Genomic DNA, 20,925 nt, shown 5'->3' on the forward strand with positions numbered 1-20,925 from the left:
TTTTAGATTTTATTGCAAATGAATACACAACGTGAACAATTGATACATACATGGCTTACATCTGTTCTTGAAAATGATCAATTTCAGATCGCTTATTTAGCAGGGGATGCCAGCTTTCGTCGTTATGCTCGCATCCAGTTACAAAATAAAACGTATATGCTTATGGATGCGCCTCCTGAAAAAGAAGACTGTGTTCCGTTTGTAACCATTGACGAATTTTTTGCGGGTCATGGGGTTCGAGTACCTCAGATTGTTGCAAAAGATTTAACACAAGGTTTTCTGTTGTTAGAAGACTTTGGTGATGTACTGTTGTCGACATTATTGAATGATGCAACAGTTGATCAATACTACGAACAAAGCTTTAAGCAGCTCACTCATTTGCAATCAATTAATGGTACTGATCATTTCCCAGTTTATTCTTATGAAAAGCTTGTGTCTGAAATGCAGCTGCTAACAGATTGGATGTTACCATCACTTGGAATTCATCCAACGGCTGAGCAAAAGAAAACTATTGATGATGCATTTCATTTTTTAGCTCATGCTGCATTGGCTCAGCCTCAAGTTATTGTGCATCGTGATTTTCATAGCCGTAATTTAATGAAAATTACCAATGAAGAGGAATTGGGAGTAATCGACTTCCAAGACGCAGTTATTGGTGCTGATACTTATGATTTAATCTCGATTACACGTGATGCATATGTGCAGTGGAACGCTGAGCGTGTTTATCAATGGTTCAAAGTTTTCTATGAGCTTTTACCAGTCTCTGCTAAACAAAACCGAACTTTTGAGCAATTTAAGCGTGATGCCGATTTAATGGCAATTCAACGCCATATCAAAATTTTGGGAATTTTTGTCCGTTTGTTTGAGCGAGATGGTAAGTCTGGATACTTAAAAGACTTGCCGCGAGTCATGTGGTATTTGCTTGAAGAGAGCCGCGGTTACGCTGAACTTGACGAGTTTATGGTATTTATAAATAACATAGTAATGCCTAAATTTATCGAGAAATATGGTCCCTATGAGGTAGCAGCATAATGAAAGCAATGATTCTTGCTGCTGGCTTGGGCAATCGTATGCGTCCACTCACGCTATATACACCAAAGCCTCTGCTTGAGGTGGGAGGTAAGCCACTTATTGTGTGGCATATTGAAAAACTTAAGAATATGGGTGTGACCGAAATAGTCATCAATTCTGCGTGGTTAGCAGACAACCTCATCAGTAGCTTGGGAGATGGCTCTCAATTTGGTGTGGACATTCGTTGGACACGAGAAGAAGAAGGGCTAGAAACAGCTGGCGGAATTATTAATGCTTTGCCACTGCTTGGAACAGATCCTTTTATTCTGGTGAATGGAGATGTATGGACCACAATGGATTTTGAAGCTCTACGCGATATTAAGCTAAATGATGATTTGGCTCATCTTGTGTTAGTTGATAATCCTAAACAACATCCTGACGGCGACTTTACATTATTGGATGGGCGCGCTTTTGCATTCGATCAAGATGTGAAGGGTGAGAACCTCACTTTTAGTGGTGTATCTGTTATCCATCCTAAGCTTTTTGATGGATTGGAACCTGGTAAACGTCCTTTAGCTCCACTATTAAAGCAAGCGATGCAAAATCAAAAGGTATCTGCTGAAAAGCTTAAGGGTGCATGGGTAGATGTGGGGACGCCAGAACGCTTAATGGAGCTAGATTTGCAAATTCGTGAAGGCTTCTACGATTAACTGCGTAATCGCTAATCGTTAAATAGTGTTCCACGATGCATAAATGGGTATACTTTGTTTTAAATTTTACTTAGATGTTATCTGTTTATGCATCCATTTTTTCAAGAGTTACAACAGGGTAGTCAAAAATTAGGTTTGTCGCTTAGCGATGAAGCTTTGACATTATTGTTGAAGTATCAAGATGCTTTGGTACTTTGGAATAAAGCTTATAATCTAACAGCGATTCGTGATCCGAAAGAAATGTTAGTGAAGCATTTGTTAGATAGCCTAAGTATTTTGAAAGATTTGCCAGCAGGCCGGTTACTCGACGTAGGTACAGGTGGCGGTATGCCAGGCATGATCATTGCATTATGTCAGCCGGAACGCTCATGTGTATTGCTTGATTCAAATGGTAAGAAAATTCGTTTTTTGAAACAGTTTATTGCTGACCTTAAGCTTAAAAACGTAGTAGCTGTGCAAACACGTGTTGAAAATCAAGATACAATTGATGAGCTTGGCCAATTTGATGTGATTACAAGTCGTGCATTTGCATCGTTAACTGATTTTGTTGATGCTGCGCGTCCATATTTGCATGAGCAGAGTATAATTGCTGCGATGAAAGGACTGATTCCAGTTGAAGAAATGGAAGAGCTTAAGCAGGAATTTTCATGTAAAGTGATTGAACTGCATGTACCAAGACTTGATGAACAACGTCATTTACTTTTACTTCAACGAATTTAAATAAAAAGTATTAGGGTTACCATGGCTCAAATTATTGCGATTGCAAACCAAAAGGGTGGTGTTGGTAAAACAACGACTGCAGTAAATCTTGCAGCATCACTTGCTGTATTGAAAAAACGTGTGTTACTTGTTGATATAGATTCACAAGGTAATGCCACGATGGGGTCTGGTATTCAAAAGAATGATCTACTTTACTCAATCACTGATGTTTTATTGGGTGAAGTGCCAATTGAAACTGCAATTCAAAAGGCAGAGGTTGGATATAAAGTTTTGGGTTCAAACCGTGAGCTTTCTGGTGTTGAGCTGGCAATTGCCGAACAAGAAGGCCGTGAATTCATTTTAAAGAATGCTCTGAACGAAGTTAGAAATTCTTTTGACTACATTATTGTTGACTGTGCACCTAGCTTAAGTTTAATTACGGTAAATGCCTTAGCTGCCGTAGATAGTGTAATCATTCCTATGCAATGTGAGTACTATGCATTAGAAGGTTTGGCTGATTTAACCCAAACTATCGATCGTATTCAAAAAGCATTAAATCCTGATTTAGAAATTATTGGTGTTTTACGCACAATGTATGATGCGCGTAATGCTTTAACTCGTGATGTATCAGCTGAGTTAGAACAGTATTTTGGTAAAAAGCTTTATGACACCGTGATTCCTCGTAACGTTCGATTGGCTGAAGCGCCTGCACACGGTTTGCCAGTTATTTATTTTGAAAAGAGTTCAAAGGGTGCAGTTGCATACTTAAATCTTGCAGCTGAGATGTTAAAGAAAAGTAAAGTAAAGAAAGGAAGTAAAGTATGAGCATCAAAAAACGCGGATTGGCGAAAGGGCGTGGTTTAGATGCATTACTTGGTTCAATTCAAAAAGAAAAATTACAGCTAGAAGCTCAAGCACTGGATCACGGGCAGTTAAAGCAAATTGATGTGAATTTGTTGAAACGAGGTGAATATCAGCCACGTCGTTTTATTCATGAGCATGATTTGCAAGAGTTGGCATCCTCTATTGAAAAACATGGGGTAATGCAACCAATCGTTATTCGTCCTGTAGATGATGAAGCTCATCCTTATGAAATCATTGCAGGTGAGCGCCGTTGGCGTGCAGCACAAATTGCTGGTTTAACTGAAATTCCAGCAATTGTTCGTGATTTAAATGACCAAGTTGCGATTGCTTTAGCACTTATTGAGAATATTCAACGTCAAGATTTAAACCCAATTGATCAAGCCTTGGCATTGCAACGTTTTCATGATGAGTTTGGTTTAAGTCATCAGGAAATTGCCGATACTGTAGGTAAGGCGAGAACAACAGTCAGTAACTTGTTGCGTCTATTGAGTTTGGCTGATGACATTAAAGAATTTATGCAAAAAGGTCAGCTTGATATGGGCCATGCTCGTGCGATCCTGACCTTAAAAGGTAAAGAGCAACTTGAAGTTGCCAACATTGTTATCGAAAAAGGATTATCTGTTCGTCAGACTGAGCAGTTGGTTCGTGATTGGAACGAACCTAAACAGGAAAAGGAAAAAACTCCTGTTGCACCAGATATCGAGCAATTGACACAGAAACTCTCTGAACGATTTGGTGCCAATGTTAAAATTGATCATAACCAGAAAGGTAAAGGTAAACTTGTTATTCATTATCATTCACTCGATGAGTTAGATGGTATTTTGAATATTTGTTTACCAGATTAATTCTAAGTTAGGTCATATATTTCTAATTTATATTCTTGGGGAAGAAAATATGTGGGAACTTGTGAAAGCGGGCGGCTGGTTAATGCTGCCTTTAATTTTGTGTTCAATTTTAACAGTCGCTATTAGTATTGAGCGTTTTATACGTTTAAGACGTTCACAAGTTTTGCCTAAAGCACTGATGAGTGATGGTAGTGCAGATATTTCTCATATCATCACGAATTTAGAGCAAGATACTGATGCCCCAAGCACAGCATTAGGAAATATTCTAAAAGCTGGTTTTGAGCATCAGGAGCATGGAGAGCAATTTGCTCGGGCTCAAATGGAAGCAATGGCTTCTCAAGAAATTTCTTATTTAGAAAAAAATATTAACTTCTTGGGAACTTTAAGTGCTATTGCACCTTTACTTGGGTTACTTGGAACGGTTGTAGGGATTATTGAGTCTTTTCTTGTGATTGATTTTGGTTCGGCAGGTAGCCCAAGCTTAATGATTCCTGGTATTTCAAAAGCATTGATCACGACAGCGGTTGGTATGCTCATTGCAATTCCTGCTCTTATTTCATATCGCTATTTTCAAAGAGTGGTGCAAAATTACATTGCGGAGTTAGAGCAGCAATCTACACTCTTCCATGCATCGTTGTTTTACAAGCGTTCTTCAGTTGCGCAAGAACATCGCCGTGTTGGTTGATGGGTAGGGAACAAATATGAAGTTTAAACGTTCTCAAGTTGAAGACATTCATATCAATTTGACGCCTATGATTGATTGTTTGCTGTTCATTCTGGTGTTTTTATTGTTATCTACCACTTTTAATCAGCCAAGTCGCATCAATTTAACTTTACCAGATGCCCAAGGTGTCCCACCAAAACAGTACGATCATAAAATTGAAGTCGTGGTAGACTCTAGCGGTCATTACGCTGTCAACGGTCAGGCATTATCTAGCAAAGATGTGGCTGATTTGAGCACTGCAATTAAGCAAATTGCTCAAGAGCGCCGTGATTTTATGTTTATCATCGCTGCTGATGCAAAAGCGTCTCATCAGGATGTTATTCGCGTTATGGATGTAGCAGGACAACTCGGTTTTGTTAACATCAATATTAGTACCAAAGTTCCTTCTAGAGGTTTTTCTGAGTGAATCAAGATTTTAAGGTTTATTTGCGTCTCATATCTTATTTAAAACCTTATTGGGGCGTGGCCTTATTAGTTCTTATCGGATTCGGTATGAACTCGGCAACAGAGGTTTCTGTTGCTAAGCTCATTAAATTTATTATTGATGCAATTCAAAATGCGAGTAGAGGGGATCTGGATTGGTTCCCTTTATTAATCATTTTATTGGTATTTTTCCGTGGCCTAGGCCTATTTATGGGTGGCTACTATACTGCTGTTATCTCACGTAGTTTAGTTTTTAGCATTCGCCAAGAAGTTTATGCAAAACTTTTAAGACTACCAGCTCAATATTATCTCGATAACTCTTCGGGACATATCACAGCCAAAATTATGTATAACGTCGAGCAACTGACAGCTGCTTCATCGGAGTCATTAAAAACCATCGTTCGAGATGGCATGATTACGCTGGGATTGTTAGGTTATTTGTTTTATACAAATTGGCGTCTGACTCTTTGTATTATGGTGTTCTTACCTATTATTGGTGTTTTGGTGCGTAGAGCTTCAAAAAGAATGCGTAAACTTTCACTACAAGTTCAGGACACTATGGGGGATGTTAACCATGTAGTTCAAGAAAGTATTAGTGGTAGTGCAGTTGTTAAAAGTTTCGCTGGTGAAGAGTCAGAACAAGAGCGTTTTTATAAGTCATCTGAAGAGAACTTAAAACGCGGTTTAAAAATGGTGATTGTGCAAAACCTAAATAGCCCAGTGGTTCAAGTGGTCATGGCTTGTGCAATGGCTCTTATTGTATGGCTGGCCTTAAGACCACAAATTTTAGGTAACACAAGTGCGGGTGAGTTTGTCGCATATATTACGGCAGCTGGTCTTCTTTCTAAACCTGTCAAAAACTTAACTGATATTAATGAGAAGTTACAACGTGGTTTGGCGGCAGCACATTCAGTTTTTGAGTTATTAGATTTACCTGAAGAAGAAAACAGTGGTCAGCTTAAACCTCAGTTGCAAGGTGCAATTCGTTTTGACCATGTTGTACTTAACTATGCTGATGGCACTCAGGCGATTAAGGACTTTTCTTTAGATATTCGCCCAGGCGAAACTGTTGCATTGGTAGGGCGCTCTGGTGCTGGTAAAACTTCTTTAGTGAACATGTTGGTACGTTTCCAAGAAGTCTCAAGTGGTCAAATTTATTTAGATGATTTACCAATACGTGATATTGAACTTTCAAGTTTACGTACACAAATTGCGATGGTAAATCAGCAAGTTGTTTTGTTTAACCGAACTGTACGTGAAAATATCGCTTATGGTCAGCTACATGATGCGAGCGATGAAGAAGTTATCGCAGCGGCAAAGGCTGCTTATGCTCATGACTTTATTATGAACTTACCAAATGGGTACGACACTGTCCTAGGTGCTCAAGGGCTAAATCTCTCTGGTGGTCAACGTCAACGTATTGCAATCGCTCGTGCAATTTTGAAAAATGCGCCTATTCTCGTTTTAGATGAAGCTACAAGTGCGCTTGATAACGAATCTGAACACTTTATTCAGCAAGCATTTGATGAGGCGATGCAAGACCGTACAACGATTGTGATTGCTCATCGTTTATCTACAATTGAAAATGCAGATCGTATTGTCGTATTAGATCGTGGACAAATTGTTGAACAAGGTACTCATCAAGAATTACTTGCTAAGCATGGTGCTTATTATCAATTACATCAGCGTAATTTTGAGGACAACTAAGCATGTCTTTAGCTCAGCTGATACAAAATGCATGGAATAAGCAATCAAATTGGTTGGTTGTTTTGCGTCCATTATCATGTTTGTATCGTGCTGGGTTTTTACTGAATCGTCATTTTTATAATTCAGGTTTTAAAAAGGTCTATGACGCGCCTGTACCAGTCATGGTGATTGGAAATATTACAGTGGGTGGTAGTGGTAAAACTCCATTATTAATAGAACTGGTTAATTACCTAAAACAGCATAATGTAAAAGTAGGCGTCATTAGTCGCGGCTATGGGGGGGCTGGTCCTTTTCCTATGTTGGTAACATCGGCCAGTCAGGCAGCTGAAGCAGGAGATGAACCTGCCTTGATTGTACAGTCAACTGGCGTACCTATGGCAGTAGGACCCAATAGACAAGCCGCAATCGAGTTATTATTAACATCGGCAAAACTAGATTTAATTATTAGTGATGATGGATTACAACATTGGGCATTAGGTCGTCAAATAGAATGGATCGTGCTTGATCAAAATCGTGGTCTTGGAAATAGAAAGTTATTACCAGAAGGCTATTTGCGTGAACCTGCTGAACGTTTAAAAACGGGTACAGTAATCGAACATACATTTGCCCCATCAACAGCAATGCATATGCATCTGAATGCCGGACAACCTTACTTATTGAATCCTTCTTCAGCAATTGAATTATCATTCAATACTCAAAATAATTACCATGCAGTAGTTGGTATTGGTTTTCCTCAGCGCTTTTATCAAACACTTAAGGGTTTAGGTATAAATCAATTTCAAGAGCATGCTTTTCGTGATCATCATGATTACGTTATTGATGACCTTGTATTTAATGATGATCAACCTATCATTACGACTGAAAAAGATGCGGTTAAGTTGTTGCCTTTACTTGAAAAGCATCCAGAATTTAAACGGCCTATTTGGGTCGTACCTGTTAAAGCTGTTTTGTCTGAAGAGTGCTATCAGGTTTTAAATCAGCAATTGCAAAAGCTTGATATTCAAATATCTTAGGAAGAAAAAATGAAACACATCGTTATTCCAGCACGCTTCTCAAGTTCGCGTTTGCCAGGTAAGCCATTGTTACTTATTCATGATCGTCCTATGATTTTACGCGTAGTAGATCAGGCAAAGAAAGTTGAAGGTTTCGATGATCTGTGTGTAGCAACCGATGATGAACGTATTGCTGAAATATGCCGTGCAGAGGGTGTTGATGTTGTTTTAACAAGTGCTGACCATCCATCGGGAACTGACCGTTTGAGTGAAGTTGCTCGTATTAAAGGTTGGGATGCGGATGACATTATTGTAAATGTACAAGGTGATGAGCCTTTACTGCCAGCTCAACTTGTTCAGCAGGTTGCGAAGCTTCTAGTTGAAAAACCAAATTGCTCAATGTCTACATTATGTGAGCCTATTCATGCTTTAGATGAGTTTCAGCGTGATAGCATTGTGAAAGTGGTTATGTCTAATCAAAATGAAGCTTTGTACTTTAGTCGTGCAACGATCCCTTATGATCGAGATGGTGCTAAACAAGCTGAACTAACTTTACATAGCCAAGCATTTCGTCATTTAGGTCTATATGCTTATCGTGTGAACTTGTTACAAGAATATGTTACATGGGATATGGGTAAACTTGAAAAGCTAGAGAGTCTTGAGCAATTACGTGTTTTAGAAAACGGGCATCGTATTGCTATTGCTGTAGCAGAAGCGAATTTACCGCCAGGTGTTGATACCCAAGCAGATCTTGACCGTCTAAATAATATGCCTGTTGAGTCTTTTGAGTAAGTGTTAATTTAATGAATCAGAATGTGACTTCTAAGGTTTATCCGTGGCAACAGACGATGTGGGAAACGTTAACAACACGTTTTCCTAATATTGGGCATGGCTTATTATTTTATGGTAAACAAGGTTGTGGTAAGCATGCTTTTGCCAAGCATTTTTTAGCATGGGTACTTTGTTTAAATAAGCAGCCTCAGGGGGCTTGTGGAGAATGTAGTAGCTGTCAATGGTTAAAATCAGACACGCACCCGAACTATGTTCATATCACGACTGATGAAGAAAATAAAAAACAGAATGCAAAAATTAAAATAGAAAAAATTCGAGATTTATTGCCATTTGTACAGCAAACTGGTGAAGGATGGCGTGTTATTGTCATTGAACCAGCTGAAGCTTTAAATCTTGCATCATCAAATGCACTGTTAAAAACTTTAGAAGAACCCGGTGAGCGCGTTGTTTTAATTTTGTTGGCTGATCACTATTTGAAATTACCAGCTACCATTCGAAGTCGCTTACAGCATTTTGCTTTAGACCGTATTTCATATGAGCAGGCAACATCTTATCTAAATGAGCATTTGGCTGAAAACGCGGCAGTACCACCTGAATTATTGTTAGGTCTTTCTAATGATATGCCTTTGCAAGCAGTCGAAATTGCTACTAGTGATTGGTTTGCGAAAAGACAAACATTTTTAGAAGACTGGACTAAGGTAGTTAACCAAAAAAATATGCCTTTATTTTATTCAGCTAAGTGGCAGAAAGAGCTCAACTTTAGCGATTTTATGATGCTTCTTGAATACTTGTTAGGGGATTTAATTTGTGTCAAGCTGAACCAACCACAGAAAAATATTGATTTACAATTTGATCAATTGGCACAAAACTATAATTTAGAAAGCTTATTCAGTCTTTATGAGGAATTACAGCAATCTAAAAGATTGGTTGAACAAAATGTACAAACACAACTCATCACAGATCAACTTTTTATAAAATTAATGAACGTTTAAGGGGAAACTATAATGCAACCACAAATGGGTGGAATTATTCAGGTCAATATTCCTGATAGAGCAACCTTACAAGCAAGCTATATGGGGTATGTGCAAGGTGGGGGCTTATTTGTGCCATCGAAGCAAAAAGTGAAGATGGGCCAAGAAATTTTTATTTTAGCTACGTTACCAGAACAATCACAAAAAATTCCTTTAACTGGTAAAGTAGTGTGGATTTCACATAAGCAAAGTGGATTTAAACCGCAAGGTTTCGCAATTCAATTGAGTGGTGATAAAGGAATTTACTATAAAGCTGAAGCTGAGCGGATTTTAGCTGGTAGTATGTCTTTAGATCGTCCAAGTTATACCATGTAAGCAGATAGGAAAGTACAGTGTTTGTTGATACCCATTGCCATTTAACAATGTTAGATTTAACGCCTTATAACGGTGATTTAGATCTTGCACTTGCTGCTGCACGAGCAGAAGGTGTCTCTAAGTTTATGGCAATTTCAGTTGACCTTGATGATCATGTTGCTTTAGCTGAAATCGCAAAGCGTCATGAAGATGTTGGGTATACGGTGGGTGTGCATCCTTGTGAGGATGTAGATACTATGGCTCGAGCAACGACTGAGTATTTGACTGAGTTAGCTCAATCAGAAAAAGTGTGGGCTTTAGGCGAAACAGGTTTAGATTATTACCACAGTACTGACTTTATTAATGAGCAAAAGGCTTGTTTTGCTCGGCATATTCAAGCCTCTAAAAATGTCAAAAAGCCAGTAGTTGTTCATACACGTTCAGCAAAACATGATACGGTGGATATTATTCGAGCTGAACAATCTTCGCATGGTATTTTGCATTGTTTTACTGAAGACTGGGAAACAGCAAAAGCCGTATTGGACTGTGGTTACTATATTTCCTTTTCAGGGATTGTTTCATTTAAAAATGCTCAAGATTTACGTGATGTTGCCAAGCAAGTACCTTTAGATCGACTCTTAATTGAAACAGATAGTCCTTATTTGGCTCCAGTGCCATATCGTGGTAAAACAAATGAACCAAAATACGTACCCTATGTAGCGAAAGCACTTAGTGATGTATATGATAAATCGATTGAGGAAATTGCAAGAATCACCTCGCAAAATTTCGAAAATTTACTCAAAGCGATTTAACTTATAGAAACTATATAAAGAGAGTAATTGCGTGAAGATGGACCGTCAAGCTCAGTTCCGAGCAAGAGAAGCGTTAATATTTCAAGTTGCGGAACAGTTATTGTTAGAAAATGGCGAAGCCGGAATGACACTTGATGTGCTGGCTGCTGAGCTTGATTTGGCAAAAGGCACCTTGTACAAACATTTTCAAAGCAAAGATGAATTGTACATGCTGTTAATTATTCGTAATGAGCGCATGTTACTTGAAATGGTCCAAGACACTGAAAAGGCTTTTCCAGAACATTTGGCTTTCTTTATGTTGCACCATTTGCACCATCCGGAACGAACAGTATTGTTTCATCAAATTGAAGAAAAGCTTTCGATTACTGCTCAAGGTGTACACCATCTTTTTAATGAACTCTATCAAGTGAGAAAGCAGCGTCTACGTATTATTATTCGTATGACTGATCATTATTTAGAGTCAATCCAGAGTCATATGACTACACGAGATTACTTGGCTTCAATCTGGTCGCTCACTCATGGGGCTGCTGCAATTCTGAATTCAAGTTTTTACCAACGTTATTTGGGTTCAAGAGATACTTTAAGAGTAGCTTATATTGATCAGGCATTGGCCTTACCGAAACAAGCAGTTGAGCAATATGCTTAATAGGTCGATATGAAATCGAAATCATTTCAATCACAAAAAGGCTTTACTCTTATAGAAGTGATGGTGGTCATTGTGATTATGACAATTATGACCTCACTTGTTGTCTTGAATATCGGTGGTATAGACCAAAAGAAGGCAATGCAGGCAAGAGAGTTATTTCTACTTGATTTGCAAAAAATTAATAAAGAATCACTAGATCAATCACGTGTATTAGCTTTAGAAACTCATGGTGAGACAGATGTCTCACCATTTTCTTATGAATTATATGAATATCACGATCAAAGTACCTTGCAAGTACAAGATATAAAAAACCAATGGCAGAAATACACTGAATTTAAAACACGGCAACTTCCTACGCATGTGTCTTTTTCTGTAGAACCCTTGGATGGCCAGAATTATTCTAAGGCTAAAAATACCGATTTAGTGGGGGGAAAAACACCTCAACTCATCTGGTTTGGTAATGGTGAAGCCAAGACTGTTAAAATACAATTTTATCTAGAACAAAAACCGATTGGTTCGGAAATACAAATAGATCACTTGGGTAAAATAAATGAAATCTAAAGGCTTTACCCTCTTAGAAGTTATGGTTGCTTTGGCAATCTTTGCTGTAGCAGCTGTCGCTTTAACTAAAGTGGCTATGCAGTACACTCAGTCTACCTCTAATGCGATTTTACGAACCAAAGCTCAATTTGTGGCAATGAATGAAATTGCTATGATGGAGATTAATCAAGAGTGGTTGCAGGGCACTCAAAGTAAGCAAGTAACCTCTCAAGGTGAGACTTGGCAGATTGATAAATCAGCTGAATCGACTGTTAGCCCTAATGTTCAAAAAATTGATGTACAAATTAGCTTATATGATCCGGATAAGGGAAAAGTACAAAACGGTATTACTCATATGGTCTTTTTTAATTATCCAGTGAAAGCAAAATAATGATAAAAAATAAATATTTTCACTATCGTAGCACAGCTGCGCATCTTGCGGCACGATCAGGAGTTGTGTCGACTGGCTATTCAGAGCATAGCTCTTCGTTTTGCGCTCAGACTAAGTGTAGCTTTAAAGACCCTCACACTCGAAACATGGTTTCTCGTCTTGCGGCGCGATCGAGCAGTGTTCGATTAACTCGCGCCTCAGGATTTACGTTGGTTGAGTTGTTGGTTGCTATAGCTATCTTTGCGGTTTTATCTTTATTAGGGTGGAAAATTTTCGATTATCTACTCAAGGTTCGTGATCGCAACGCTGTACATGAAGTGCATTTATTTGAGTTACAAGACGCTTATCAACAAATCCTTCGTGATACTTTGCAAATTATTCCTCTATCGGCAAATCAGGGTGGGCAACTTCATCCAGCTTTAGAAATCGATAACCAAATTTTGCGTTTTAGCAAAGCAGGGGTAACTGATCCTTTAAAACAAGGGCTCTCACCGTTTGAACGAATTGAGTATCGTTATGATGCGGAACAAAAAAAACTATATCGTCTTAAATATACCAATTTAAATACTTCGAATAGGGAGCAGCCTTTATCGAGTACCTTGTTAAGTCAAGTTGATCAATACCAAATTATGGTTTTGACTCCGCAAGAGGTAACAAAATGGCCCGAGGTTAATATTGATCCAACAAAGCCTAACGAGTTAAAAAAATTACCGAAAGGAATAAAAATCCAACTTACAGTAGCGGGAGTAAGTTATGAATGGATCTATAGCTTAAATCAAGGCAACTTGGCCCTTTCTCAGCAAGGTGGTTCATAATGGCTACTTATAAACACCAACGGGGTGTTGCTTTACTGACAATACTCATTATGGTCGCCTTAGCTACAATTTTAGCTGCTTCAATTGCTAAGCATCAAAATAATACTATGGAAAATACGGCTTACTTAATGCGTCAAAATCAGTCTCTACTCTATGCGAAAAGTGCAGAAGCATTTTTCTCGGAATTATTAATTCAAGATGCAAATAATGCAGGTGGAGTGGATCATTTAAAGGAGACATGGGCTCAACCTATGCCGCCGTTTCCAGTAGAAGATGGTTCTGTCTCTGGGCGTTTACTTGATGAATCGGGTAAATTTAATTTAAATAATTTGACCAACGGGGAAGGTGCCGTAAATGAAGACGCTAAAAGTTGGTTCGAGCGTTTGCTCGTAAGAGTGGGTTTACCTGCTGAGTTAAGTCAAGCTGTGATTGATTGGCAAGATCCAAATGATGAACCGGCTGGACCAATGGGAGCAGAAAGTAGTTATTATCAAGGTTTAGATCCAAGCTATATGGCTTCAAATGCTAAATTTCATCGTATTGAAGAGTTAAAACTAGTTAGAGGCTTTGATGGGAAAAAATATGATCTGATCGCCCCATATATTTCTGCTTTACCAGAAAATACAAAGTTAAATATTAATACTGCTTCACCATTGGTTTTAGCAAGTATTGATGAAAAATTAGATGTTGGGGCGATCGAAAAAGAATTGCAGGTACGACAGCAAAATTTGAAGTTCTTCCAAAATGTTGATGAATTATGGCAATTGAGTGCTTTTTCAGCAGTTGATAGCCAAAAGAAAAAGCAGGCAAGTGGTCTTATTGATGTTAAATCCAACTTCTTTCAAGCTCAAATTGAAGTTGTTCTAAATAATAGGAAGCGTCAGTTTACTAGTGCTTTAATGCGAAAAGATAAGCAAGTATATGTCTATTCAAGAAGTTTGGCTCCATTTAACTAAATAAATTTATTGATATTTTTTTTGAGTCTGTAATACTTGAAACTTATTAATAAAAGGGATGAGGTCATATTTCTGTATAGACAGTATTTAAAGTAAAAATCAATATCTTCAAAATTCCTTCACATCTCTTATCATACTTTTTGCTAATTGTTTCTATTTGAAAAGTGGTGCGAAGTTTTTATCTTTTGCTTTATAATAATGTTCTTAGAAGGAATGATCGATTTGGCACATGTTAATTCGTAAGTTATTTAAGTTTGAAAATGCACATATAGTACGTAACTGTACATCTGATCGTTGTAAGCGATCGATTCATGGGCATAGTTATAAAGTCGAGTTATTACTTAAAGCTTCGAAATTAGATCATGGACAAATGGTATATGATTTTGGACTATTAAAAGGTGTCATTAAGGACCTTTTTGATAGTTTTGATCATGCGATTTGTTTCTGGGAAAAAGATGATCCGCAATATATCGATGCTTGTAAAACTTTTAGTGCACGTTGGATTTCTTTACCGGTGTCGCCATCAGCCGAGCAATTTTCTCGTATCTTCTTCTATCTAGCTCAGCAAGTATTAAAATCAACCGTCACCCAAAACGGGGAAGGCGATGTTGAAGTTTATTCAGTGATTGTTCATGAAACCGATACGGGGTATGCCCAAAGTTTCCTTGAAGATATTCAAAATGAACAAATGGGGTTATTAAACCTTGAAGGAATTGTTTTTTCAGAACAAGTTCAATCTGAATGGACTGATCCACAAATGTATGAAAATTTAAAACAAGGGATTAAGTTTCAGAATCCACATGTTAACTTACAAGTAGAAGTGTAAGTTAACTTACTTTTGTTTTAGAAATGAAAATTGATCTAGGATGACATTAATGCAATTAACTGAGCAACAGCAAGACAAACTCAGTAAAGTTCAATTAGAAGAAAGCTGGAAAAGATCATTAACTCCATTTTTGCTGAGTCCTTATATGGATAGTTTGCGAGACTTTCTGTTTCAGCAGAAGCAGGCTCAAAAAACAATATATCCACCAAGTAAACAAATTTTTAGTGCTTTAAATATTACGCCGTTAGACCATGTGAAAGTCGTTATTTTAGGTCAAGATCCATATCATGGACCTAATCAGGCAAATGGCTTAAGTTTCTCTGTGCAAAGAGGTGTTGCATTACCTCCATCTTTGCGTAATATTTTTCATGAGTTAAATACAGATTTAGGTGTACCAGTTTCACGCCATGGTGATTTAACCAAATGGGCCGAGCAAGGTGTACTTTTATTAAACAGTGTACTTACTGTAGAAGCAGGACAGCCCACATCACATCAAAAACAAGGTTGGGAAGAGTTTACTGACGCAGTAATTGATGTTTTAAATGAACAACGCGAACACATAGTTTTTATTTTATGGGGTGCTTATGCACAACGTAAAGGACAACGTATAAATAGAGAAAAACACTTAGTTTTAACTGCTGCACATCCATCACCACTTGCAGCTAATCGTGGTGGTTTTTTTGGATGTAAAGTGTTTTCAAAAACAAATCAATATTTGAAACAACATGGCATTGAGCCCATAGACTGGCAATTGGACGCATGATGAACTCTCCCAATGTAAATAGCTATCATCCGGATTTGGTAGTAGAAGAAGCGAAAAATGGTTGGCGTATCGTACGTTTGAATCGACCTAAATCATTACATGCTTTAGATGAATCAATCGTAACGGCTTTATTACGAGTATTTGAAGACTTCCGTGATGATGAACGAGTAAAAGCAATTTGGTTGGATTCGACAACACCAAAAGCTTTTTGTGCAGGCGGAGATGTACGTAAATTACGTCAGCTGGTCATTAATCAAGAAGTGAAAGCTGCAAATAAGTTTTTCCAGCAGGAATATGCTTTGGATTTACTTTTGCATAACTATGCTAAACCAGTTGTTGTATGGGGCGAAGGTTATGTAATGGGTGGTGGGTTAGGCTTGTTCATGGCAGCACCATTCCGTTTAGTTACGCCATACTCACGTTTAGCAATGCCTGAAATTAACATCGGTCTATATCCGGATGTTGGAGCAAGCCGTTTCCTTGCTGACCGTGGTCAAATTGGTTTATTTACTGGTTTGACAGGTTCTATCATGACTGCTGCTGGGGCATATAGTATTGGTTGGGCGACACATATTTGTGAAGCACAACGTGATAATGTTCTGCAAAAAGTACTCAATATTAATTGGGCTCACTATCCTGCAGGTGATTTCCGTGCGATTGACGATACTTTAAATAGTTTGCATCGTCCTGTGGCAGCTGGACCTTTGCAAAATTCATTAGATGTTATTCATAGCGTTTGTCGTGGTTCAAGTTTTGAACAAGACTATCAAGCCATCGTAAGCTTACGCGATGCAAGCAGTGATTGGTTGCGTCAAGCCAGTGAAAACTTACAAAAGGGTTCACCGAGCACAGCGGCTATTACTTGGCTGTTATGGCAATGGGGTAAACAAGTACATTCTTGGGACGAAGTTTTTGATCTAGAAGCGCAAATCTCTGAATGGAAAATTCGTCACCCTGATTTTGTGGAAGGTGTACGTGCCCGCTTAGTTGATAAAGATTTATCACCAGAATGGAAAGCATGTGAAGACCTTACATTAAGAGGTATTTTGGCTGATGATCCGCCAATAACGACTATTGATAGCTGGAATGCATTACTTAGACAATATGGCGTAGTTTCATAATAAACAAATGTCTAAATTTAGTGATGAGTATTGGATGCAGCTTGCTTACGAGCAAGCTGAATTGGCAGCCAAGCAGGGGGAAATTCCTGTTGGAGCTGTAATCGTAAGTCAAAATAAATTAATTGGAGCTGGTTTTAATGCTCCAATTGGTTTATCTGATCCTACTGCCCATGCGGAAATCCAAGCTATTCGTTCGGCTTGTGAGTCATTGAAAAATTATCGTTTACCCGAAGATGCGACTTTGTATGTTACGCTTGAACCCTGCACAATGTGTGTAGGTGCTTTAGTGCATGCAAGGATTAAACACGTTGTATTTGGGACAACAGAGCCTAAAGCTGGTTCACTCGTGAGTGCACGTCAACTATTAGAAAATGGTTATTACAACCATAAATTTACTTTTGAGCATGGATGTTTACATGAAAAATGTGCTCAACAATTAAGTCTTTTTTTTAAGCAACGACGTGAACAAAAGAAACAAGAGAAGCAACAAAAAACGTCCTTAAATGATTAAAAAATGTCATAGGGTTATGGCAAACTAGCGCCGCTTCATTGACATGATTTATTTAAATAAGGAACTTTCATGCGTAATGTAATTACTATACAAAAAGAATTTAATGCTCCTCTTAGTGATGTATTTAACCTGCTTTCTAAACATGCAACTTACAACAAGGCATTTGCTCCACTACAAGTTGTACGTGTGAAAGACTCGGCAGATCCTGAAAGACCAGATGGAGTGGGATCTGTTCGTCGTATGGGGTTTGGTGCGATTAAACCGCTTAAAGAAGAAATCACTCATCTCGAAGAAAACAAGCGTATTGAATATAAATTGATTGATAATCCTTTAGTTAAACACCATTTAGGTCGTATCGAGTTTTCTGAAATTACCCCTTATATTACTTTGGTTACTTATCGTATCGAATTAACGGCAAAAGCCCCCGTTGTAAGTAAATTAATTCTTGCACAGCTAAAACTAGCGATTACACTAGGCTTTTCGAGATTAGCTAAAGCATTTGCTTCTTAGTGAGAGTTCAATGACAGTTCAAATTATTACTATTGATGGTCCGAGTGGTTCGGGTAAAGGAACATTAGCGGCAAAACTTGCTGCATATTATCAATTTCATTTACTTGACTCTGGCGCCTTGTATCGTTTGTTAGGGTTGTCATTACATAAACATGATTTATTGGAAAAATTAGATAGCCATTTAGATGAGTGTGTGAATTATGCTCGTCAGCTAAATATCAAGTTTGAAACTTCACCTGAGGGAACATTGATTTTCCTTGATGGAGAAGAGGTATCGCAAACCATCCGCACAGAGCGAGTTGGTGAATATGCATCTAAAGTTGCTGCAATCCCTGAGCTAAGACAAGCACTCTTTGATCGTCAAAGAGCATTTGCACAAACTCCAGGTTTAGTTGCAGATGGCCGAGATATGGCAACATCAATTTTCCCGGAAGCCAATGCAAAAATTTACCTAACAGCTTCAGCTGAGTCTCGTGCTGAGCGAAGAGTAAAACAGTTGCAGGGCATGGGTCTAGATGCTAAAATAAACGACATTTTAGCTAATATACAAGCGCGTGACAAAAGAGATATGGAGCGAGAAGTTGCTCCTCTCAAGCCAGCCGCAGATGCTTATATTATTGATAGTTCGGAATTAACGATCGATCAAGTATTTAAGTTAATGGTTGATTATGTCAATAGCCGTACTGTTAGCAACTAAGATTATCAGTTGACGCATAGCTTGATCAGTCTATAAAGACTATGTTGATACTTAACTAAACCGGCCTTGTCTGATCCAAGACCGCTGAATTTATCAGGTATATCATGACCGAATCTTTTGCAGCCCTCTTTGAAGAAAGTGAATTAAACCTCAACGTTGAAAAGGGTGCAGTCATCCAAGGTGTTGTTGTAAACATCGATAGCGACTGGGTTACTGTTGACACTGGCCTTAAATCAGAAGGCATTGTTGATCGTGCTGAATTTTTAAATGAACAACGTGAACTTGAAGTTCAGGTTGGCGATACTGTTGACGTAGTTGTTGAAGCTCTTGACAACGGTATGGGTCAAACAGTTTTATCACGTGAAAAAGCTAAACGTGCTGAAACTTGGACTAAACTTGAAAAAATCTTTGAAGATGGCGAAATCGTTACTGGTGTTATCTCTGGTAAAGTTAAAGGCGGTTTCACTGTTGACATCGGTCCTGTTCGTGCGTTCTTACCAGGTTCATTAGTTGACACTCGTCCTATCCGTGACACTACTCACCTTGAAGGTAAAGAGTTAGAGTTTAAAGTAATCAAACTTGATGCTAAACGTAACAACGTTGTTGTATCTCGTCGTGCTGTTATGGAAGCTGAATCTTCTGCTGACCGTGAAGCATTACTTGCTCAACTTGAAGAAGGTCAAACAGTTACAGGTACTATCAAGAACCTTACTGATTACGGTGCATTCGTTGATCTTGGCGGTATTGATGGTCTTCTTCATATCACAGATATGGCTTGGAAGCGTATCAAGCACCCTTCAGAAGTTGTTGAAGTTGGTCAAGAAGTTACTGTTAAAGTACTTAAATTTGACCGTGAGCGTAACCGCGTATCTTTAGGCCTTAAACAATTAGGCGAAGATCCATGGTTAGCGATCATGAGCCGTTATCCTAAAGGTTCTATCGTTAAAGCACGTGTTACTAACTTAACTGACTACGGTTGTTTCGCTGAAATCGCTGAAGGCGTTGAAGGTTTAGTACACGTTTCTGAAATGGACCACACTAACAAAAACATCCACCCATCTAAAGTTGTTCAGATCGGTGACGAAGTTGATGTTATGGTTCTTGAAGTTGACGAAGAACGTCGTCGTATCAGTCTTGGTATCAAACAAACTCGTGCTAACCCATGGGAAGAGTTTGCTAAGTCTCATGAGAAAGGCGAAAAAGTTTCTGGCACAATCAAGTCTATCACTGACTTTGGTATCTTCATTGGTTTAAATGGCGGTATCGATGGTCTAGTTCACTTGTCTGATATTTCTTGGAACGAACAAGGCGAAGAAGCTATCCGTCGTTACAAGAAAGGTGACACAGTTGAAGCTGTTATCTTGTCTGTAGACGCTGAAGGTAACCGTATCAGCCTTGGTATCAAGCAATTGAACAGCGATCCGTTCAATGATTTCTTAGCTGCTAACGAACGTGGTGCTTTAGTTAAAGGTACTGTTACTGCAGTTGATGCTCGTGGCGCAACTGTTAAGTTAGCTGACGAAGTAGAAGCTACTCTTAAAGCTTCTGAAATCAACCGTGACCGCGTTGAAGATGCGACTAAATTCTTAGAAGTTGGTCAAGAAGTTGAAGCGAAAATCATCAACGTTGATCGTAAATCTCGCTCTATCAACTTGTCTATCAAAGCGAAAGACGAAGCTGAAGAGAAAGAAGCAGTTGCTAACTTACGTACAGCATCAGCTTCTCAAGAAAATGGTCCTAAGACTATTGGTGACTTGATCAAAGCACAAATGAAGTAATAAGGTAACAAAGTACAGTTTCATGTAACGAAATTGTACTTTTTATACAAATTACTGTAAACGGTAGCGTAGTATTCAACATACTGCGCTACCGTTTTGTATTTAAACAGGTTATTATCAAACGACTTAGAGTAGTAATAAATAACGAGGTCGTAGATGACTACTGAAGCTCTTAATAAGTCTGATTTGATTGAACGCATTGCGCTGAAAAATCCACACTTGGCTGAACCATTAGTGGAAGAAGCGGTTAAAATCATGATTGATCAAATGATCGAAGCTCTTTCGACTGACAATCGTATTGAAATCCGTGGTTTTGGTAGCTTTGCTTTACACCACCGTGAACCTAGAGTTGGTCGCAACCCAAAAACAGGTAAGTCAGTAGATGTTGCAGCTAAGGCTGTTCCACATTTTAAACCAGGTAAAGCACTCCGTGATGCAGTGAATGAATCTGGAAAATAAATAAAACT

The 20,925-nt window shown here is 38.4% G+C and carries 26 protein-coding genes; all 26 read left to right on the forward strand.

All coding sequences use genetic code 11. The features are described 5' to 3' along the window. The first annotated feature begins 18 nt into the window (after positions 1-18). The 26 genes from ACH8JV_RS08380 to ACH8JV_RS08505 all read left to right on the forward strand — a co-directional run bounded on the left by ACH8JV_RS08380 (position 19) and on the right by ACH8JV_RS08505 (position 20,917). The gene (locus ACH8JV_RS08380) at positions 19-1,032 is read left to right on the forward strand and encodes an aminoglycoside phosphotransferase family protein (RefSeq protein ID WP_396520659.1); all 1,014 of its coding nucleotides are present in this window, start codon (positions 19-21) and stop codon (positions 1,030-1,032) included. Then, complete coding sequence (gene murU, locus ACH8JV_RS08385) at positions 1,032-1,721, forward strand: N-acetylmuramate alpha-1-phosphate uridylyltransferase MurU (protein WP_396520661.1); 690 nt, start codon at positions 1,032-1,034, stop codon at positions 1,719-1,721. Before ACH8JV_RS08380 ends, murU begins: the two co-directional genes overlap by 1 nt. A gap of 87 nt (positions 1,722-1,808) precedes the next feature. Beyond that, on the forward strand, positions 1,809-2,441 hold the full coding sequence (rsmG, locus tag ACH8JV_RS08390; RefSeq protein ID WP_032007248.1) for a 16S rRNA (guanine(527)-N(7))-methyltransferase RsmG: 633 nt from the start codon (positions 1,809-1,811) through the stop codon (positions 2,439-2,441). Between the two features lie 21 nt (positions 2,442-2,462). Beyond that, a complete protein-coding gene (locus ACH8JV_RS08395; RefSeq protein ID WP_263613584.1) occupies positions 2,463-3,245 on the forward strand; it encodes a ParA family protein in 783 nt (260 codons plus the stop codon). After that, positions 3,242-4,129, forward strand: a complete 888-nt coding sequence (locus ACH8JV_RS08400) for a ParB/RepB/Spo0J family partition protein (RefSeq protein WP_396520663.1) — start codon at positions 3,242-3,244, stop codon at positions 4,127-4,129. The genes ACH8JV_RS08395 and ACH8JV_RS08400 overlap by 4 nt, the downstream gene beginning before the upstream one ends. Before the next feature lie 49 nt (positions 4,130-4,178). Continuing rightward, on the forward strand, positions 4,179-4,814 hold the full coding sequence (locus ACH8JV_RS08405) for a MotA/TolQ/ExbB proton channel family protein (RefSeq protein WP_396462986.1): 636 nt from the start codon (positions 4,179-4,181) through the stop codon (positions 4,812-4,814). Between the two features lie 16 nt (positions 4,815-4,830). After that, positions 4,831-5,259, forward strand: coding sequence for a biopolymer transporter ExbD (locus ACH8JV_RS08410; protein ID WP_000669682.1), 429 nt, complete (start codon positions 4,831-4,833; stop codon positions 5,257-5,259). Further along, entirely contained in the window at positions 5,256-6,983 is a 1,728-nt protein-coding gene (gene msbA, locus ACH8JV_RS08415) for a lipid A export permease/ATP-binding protein MsbA (protein ID WP_396520665.1), read from the forward strand. Before ACH8JV_RS08410 ends, msbA begins: the two co-directional genes overlap by 4 nt. 2 nt (positions 6,984-6,985) lie before the next feature. Beyond that, positions 6,986-7,996: a tetraacyldisaccharide 4'-kinase gene (gene lpxK, locus ACH8JV_RS08420; RefSeq protein ID WP_396520667.1), complete on the forward strand. Its 1,011-nt coding sequence runs from the start codon at positions 6,986-6,988 to the stop codon at positions 7,994-7,996. A gap of 9 nt (positions 7,997-8,005) precedes the next feature. Further along, positions 8,006-8,767 carry a 3-deoxy-manno-octulosonate cytidylyltransferase gene (kdsB, locus tag ACH8JV_RS08425; RefSeq protein ID WP_396520669.1) on the forward strand — a complete coding sequence of 254 codons (762 nt, stop codon included), beginning with the start codon at positions 8,006-8,008 and terminating at the stop codon, positions 8,765-8,767. A gap of 11 nt (positions 8,768-8,778) precedes the next feature. Beyond that, the gene (locus ACH8JV_RS08430; RefSeq protein ID WP_396520671.1) at positions 8,779-9,759 is read left to right on the forward strand and encodes a DNA polymerase III subunit delta'; all 981 of its coding nucleotides are present in this window, start codon (positions 8,779-8,781) and stop codon (positions 9,757-9,759) included. Positions 9,760-9,771: 12 nt separating this feature from the next. Further along, entirely contained in the window at positions 9,772-10,113 is a 342-nt protein-coding gene (locus ACH8JV_RS08435; RefSeq protein WP_001183024.1) for a PilZ domain-containing protein, read from the forward strand. A gap of 17 nt (positions 10,114-10,130) precedes the next feature. Further along, a complete protein-coding gene (locus ACH8JV_RS08440; RefSeq protein ID WP_311087771.1) occupies positions 10,131-10,904 on the forward strand; it encodes a TatD family hydrolase in 774 nt (257 codons plus the stop codon). A gap of 37 nt (positions 10,905-10,941) precedes the next feature. Beyond that, positions 10,942-11,550, forward strand: coding sequence for a TetR/AcrR family transcriptional regulator (locus ACH8JV_RS08445; RefSeq protein WP_000375838.1), 609 nt, complete (start codon positions 10,942-10,944; stop codon positions 11,548-11,550). A gap of 9 nt (positions 11,551-11,559) precedes the next feature. Beyond that, positions 11,560-12,111 (forward strand): type II secretion system protein, encoded by a 552-nt coding sequence (locus tag ACH8JV_RS08450; RefSeq protein WP_396520673.1) that lies wholly within the window; start codon positions 11,560-11,562, stop codon positions 12,109-12,111. Further along, on the forward strand, positions 12,101-12,481 hold the full coding sequence (gene gspI, locus ACH8JV_RS08455) for a type II secretion system minor pseudopilin GspI (protein ID WP_019458993.1): 381 nt from the start codon (positions 12,101-12,103) through the stop codon (positions 12,479-12,481). The genes ACH8JV_RS08450 and gspI overlap by 11 nt, the downstream gene beginning before the upstream one ends. After that, a complete protein-coding gene (gene gspJ, locus ACH8JV_RS08460; RefSeq protein WP_077168510.1) occupies positions 12,481-13,296 on the forward strand; it encodes a type II secretion system minor pseudopilin GspJ in 816 nt (271 codons plus the stop codon). Before gspI ends, gspJ begins: the two co-directional genes overlap by 1 nt. Next, positions 13,296-14,252, forward strand: a complete 957-nt coding sequence (gspK, locus tag ACH8JV_RS08465; protein WP_311071329.1) for a type II secretion system minor pseudopilin GspK — start codon at positions 13,296-13,298, stop codon at positions 14,250-14,252. The genes gspJ and gspK overlap by 1 nt, the downstream gene beginning before the upstream one ends. A gap of 229 nt (positions 14,253-14,481) precedes the next feature. Continuing rightward, on the forward strand, positions 14,482-15,078 hold the full coding sequence (locus ACH8JV_RS08470) for a 6-carboxytetrahydropterin synthase (RefSeq protein WP_263613594.1): 597 nt from the start codon (positions 14,482-14,484) through the stop codon (positions 15,076-15,078). A 49-nt stretch (positions 15,079-15,127) separates the two neighbouring features. Beyond that, complete coding sequence (gene ung, locus ACH8JV_RS08475) at positions 15,128-15,841, forward strand: uracil-DNA glycosylase (RefSeq protein WP_263613595.1); 714 nt, start codon at positions 15,128-15,130, stop codon at positions 15,839-15,841. Beyond that, entirely contained in the window at positions 15,838-16,962 is a 1,125-nt protein-coding gene (locus tag ACH8JV_RS08480) for an enoyl-CoA hydratase/isomerase family protein (RefSeq protein WP_396520675.1), read from the forward strand. Before ung ends, ACH8JV_RS08480 begins: the two co-directional genes overlap by 4 nt. Positions 16,963-16,969: 7 nt before the next feature. Then, positions 16,970-17,473 (forward strand): tRNA adenosine(34) deaminase TadA, encoded by a 504-nt coding sequence (gene tadA / locus ACH8JV_RS08485; RefSeq protein WP_396462993.1) that lies wholly within the window; start codon positions 16,970-16,972, stop codon positions 17,471-17,473. Between the two features lie 69 nt (positions 17,474-17,542). Next, entirely contained in the window at positions 17,543-17,983 is a 441-nt protein-coding gene (locus ACH8JV_RS08490; protein ID WP_032047936.1) for an SRPBCC family protein, read from the forward strand. A 10-nt stretch (positions 17,984-17,993) separates the two neighbouring features. After that, positions 17,994-18,680 carry a (d)CMP kinase gene (gene cmk, locus ACH8JV_RS08495; RefSeq protein ID WP_396520677.1) on the forward strand — a complete coding sequence of 229 codons (687 nt, stop codon included), beginning with the start codon at positions 17,994-17,996 and terminating at the stop codon, positions 18,678-18,680. Positions 18,681-18,784: 104 nt separating this feature from the next. Then, positions 18,785-20,458 (forward strand): 30S ribosomal protein S1, encoded by a 1,674-nt coding sequence (gene rpsA / locus ACH8JV_RS08500; protein WP_002050239.1) that lies wholly within the window; start codon positions 18,785-18,787, stop codon positions 20,456-20,458. Positions 20,459-20,614: 156 nt separating this feature from the next. Beyond that, complete coding sequence (locus ACH8JV_RS08505) at positions 20,615-20,917, forward strand: integration host factor subunit beta (RefSeq protein ID WP_002050043.1); 303 nt, start codon at positions 20,615-20,617, stop codon at positions 20,915-20,917. Positions 20,918-20,925 lie beyond the last annotated feature (8 nt).

The sequence above is a fragment of the Acinetobacter sp. ABJ_C5_2 genome, assembly GCF_044538485.1.
GTDB classification, from domain to species: Bacteria; Pseudomonadota; Gammaproteobacteria; order Pseudomonadales; family Moraxellaceae; genus Acinetobacter; species Acinetobacter nosocomialis_A.

What these genes read in the sequence shown, in the direction of transcription:
- ACH8JV_RS08380 (WP_396520659.1), top strand. Translation starts at nt 19, where the DNA reads ATGAATACACAACGTGAACAATTGATACATACATGGCTTACATCTGTT.
- murU (WP_396520661.1), top strand. Translation starts at nt 1,032, where the DNA reads ATGAAAGCAATGATTCTTGCTGCTGGCTTGGGCAATCGTATGCGTCCA.
- rsmG (WP_032007248.1), top strand. Translation starts at nt 1,809, where the DNA reads ATGCATCCATTTTTTCAAGAGTTACAACAGGGTAGTCAAAAATTAGGT.
- ACH8JV_RS08395 (WP_263613584.1), top strand. Translation starts at nt 2,463, where the DNA reads ATGGCTCAAATTATTGCGATTGCAAACCAAAAGGGTGGTGTTGGTAAA.
- ACH8JV_RS08400 (WP_396520663.1), top strand. Translation starts at nt 3,242, where the DNA reads ATGAGCATCAAAAAACGCGGATTGGCGAAAGGGCGTGGTTTAGATGCA.
- ACH8JV_RS08405 (WP_396462986.1), top strand. Translation starts at nt 4,179, where the DNA reads ATGTGGGAACTTGTGAAAGCGGGCGGCTGGTTAATGCTGCCTTTAATT.
- ACH8JV_RS08410 (WP_000669682.1), top strand. Translation starts at nt 4,831, where the DNA reads ATGAAGTTTAAACGTTCTCAAGTTGAAGACATTCATATCAATTTGACG.
- lpxK (WP_396520667.1), top strand. Translation starts at nt 6,986, where the DNA reads ATGTCTTTAGCTCAGCTGATACAAAATGCATGGAATAAGCAATCAAAT.
- kdsB (WP_396520669.1), top strand. Translation starts at nt 8,006, where the DNA reads ATGAAACACATCGTTATTCCAGCACGCTTCTCAAGTTCGCGTTTGCCA.
- ACH8JV_RS08430 (WP_396520671.1), top strand. Translation starts at nt 8,779, where the DNA reads ATGAATCAGAATGTGACTTCTAAGGTTTATCCGTGGCAACAGACGATG.
- ACH8JV_RS08435 (WP_001183024.1), top strand. Translation starts at nt 9,772, where the DNA reads ATGCAACCACAAATGGGTGGAATTATTCAGGTCAATATTCCTGATAGA.
- ACH8JV_RS08445 (WP_000375838.1), top strand. Translation starts at nt 10,942, where the DNA reads ATGGACCGTCAAGCTCAGTTCCGAGCAAGAGAAGCGTTAATATTTCAA.
- ACH8JV_RS08450 (WP_396520673.1), top strand. Translation starts at nt 11,560, where the DNA reads ATGAAATCGAAATCATTTCAATCACAAAAAGGCTTTACTCTTATAGAA.
- gspI (WP_019458993.1), top strand. Translation starts at nt 12,101, where the DNA reads ATGAAATCTAAAGGCTTTACCCTCTTAGAAGTTATGGTTGCTTTGGCA.
- gspJ (WP_077168510.1), top strand. Translation starts at nt 12,481, where the DNA reads ATGATAAAAAATAAATATTTTCACTATCGTAGCACAGCTGCGCATCTT.
- gspK (WP_311071329.1), top strand. Translation starts at nt 13,296, where the DNA reads ATGGCTACTTATAAACACCAACGGGGTGTTGCTTTACTGACAATACTC.
- ACH8JV_RS08470 (WP_263613594.1), top strand. Translation starts at nt 14,482, where the DNA reads ATGTTAATTCGTAAGTTATTTAAGTTTGAAAATGCACATATAGTACGT.
- ung (WP_263613595.1), top strand. Translation starts at nt 15,128, where the DNA reads ATGCAATTAACTGAGCAACAGCAAGACAAACTCAGTAAAGTTCAATTA.
- ACH8JV_RS08480 (WP_396520675.1), top strand. Translation starts at nt 15,838, where the DNA reads ATGATGAACTCTCCCAATGTAAATAGCTATCATCCGGATTTGGTAGTA.
- tadA (WP_396462993.1), top strand. Translation starts at nt 16,970, where the DNA reads ATGTCTAAATTTAGTGATGAGTATTGGATGCAGCTTGCTTACGAGCAA.
- ACH8JV_RS08490 (WP_032047936.1), top strand. Translation starts at nt 17,543, where the DNA reads ATGCGTAATGTAATTACTATACAAAAAGAATTTAATGCTCCTCTTAGT.
- cmk (WP_396520677.1), top strand. Translation starts at nt 17,994, where the DNA reads ATGACAGTTCAAATTATTACTATTGATGGTCCGAGTGGTTCGGGTAAA.
- rpsA (WP_002050239.1), top strand. Translation starts at nt 18,785, where the DNA reads ATGACCGAATCTTTTGCAGCCCTCTTTGAAGAAAGTGAATTAAACCTC.
- ACH8JV_RS08505 (WP_002050043.1), top strand. Translation starts at nt 20,615, where the DNA reads ATGACTACTGAAGCTCTTAATAAGTCTGATTTGATTGAACGCATTGCG.